1 protein-coding gene is annotated in these 1,072 nt (G+C 27.2%); it reads left to right on the forward strand.

What is annotated here, in order from left to right; translation table 11 throughout:
• The first annotated feature begins 378 nt into the window (after positions 1 to 378).
• A complete protein-coding gene (locus tag I6U51_RS24140; protein ID WP_211145098.1) occupies positions 379 to 993 on the forward strand; it encodes a hypothetical protein in 615 nt (204 codons plus the stop codon).
• Positions 994 to 1,072 lie beyond the last annotated feature (79 nt).

Genomic DNA, 1,072 nt, shown 5'->3' on the forward strand with positions numbered 1-1,072 from the left:
TCCGACTTCTTCACTTATCATGTCTATATTTTGCTGAAGATCCAAACAGATCATTATATCAACCTCCTTTTAAGTTTGATTTTATGAGCCATACTATTAGTATTTAAAAGAATACAGCCTATAGCTAAAAGTAATATAAGATTTGTGATTTATAATACTATAGTATTTGAAGGAAACTATGGTTATATACGTACAAGCAATATAATTTTTTATTAAATAGAATATTATTGGGAAACATACTAAAGAATATGTTAAGGATTAAAAAGTAATATTACATAATTTGTTCATATTTTATTCAAAATATTGTCACTTAATTGTCATTTTGTAAAATTAGAATTAACAATGCAGTAAAAATTTCAAAAGAAAGGAAGATATACTATGTTAAATTTTAAAAAGCTAGTATTACCAACTATGCTAGCTGCATCAATATTAATTCCCGGTGCAGCATTTGCAAGTCCTGTACAAAATACTGCAAAAAATGTGATGACAAAGACAGCATCACAAAAAATGGAACATAAAAAACATAAAAATTTAATGGTTGATTTAAATACCCTAGAAAATTATGTTCCAGGCTCTAAAACTCAGCTTAAGCAAGTATTTGCAGAGAGAAGAGAGCTTATGAAACAATTTAGAGAATTGTATTACAGCAAACTTGGAGTAGACACTTCTTTTATGAATGACTTTAAGAAAATAGTTGAAGATACTCACAAAAAAGTTGAAAGTGGAAATATGACAAAAGAAGATGCAAAAAAATATATTAAAGAACAGAAAAAAGAATTCAATAAAGAGCATGCAGATGAAATTAAAAAGTTAAAAGCAGCTAAGAAAGATTATGAAGAAAAACATAAAGATGAAACTATTGCCATCAAACAGATGAAAAAGCAAAGTGTAGATATAACAAATGCTTTAAACGATGCTCTTAAATCAGGAGACGCATCAAAGATAAAAGAAGCATATAATAATTATGGCTCTTCTAATTTAGTTGTGGTGTAAATAAATGGTATGAAGGACAAGTATATAAGAACTTGCAGAATAGACTATTACGGTAGTCTATTTTTTATCGGTATAGTAT

This window comes from Clostridium aciditolerans (assembly GCF_016316925.1).
GTDB classification, from domain to species: domain Bacteria; phylum Bacillota; class Clostridia; order Clostridiales; family Clostridiaceae; genus Clostridium_AM; species Clostridium_AM aciditolerans.

Bases quoted from the DNA above. Each gene is read 5' to 3' on its own strand.
- I6U51_RS24140 (WP_211145098.1), top strand. From the start codon at position 379: ATGTTAAATTTTAAAAAGCTAGTATTACCAACTATGCTAGCTGCATCA.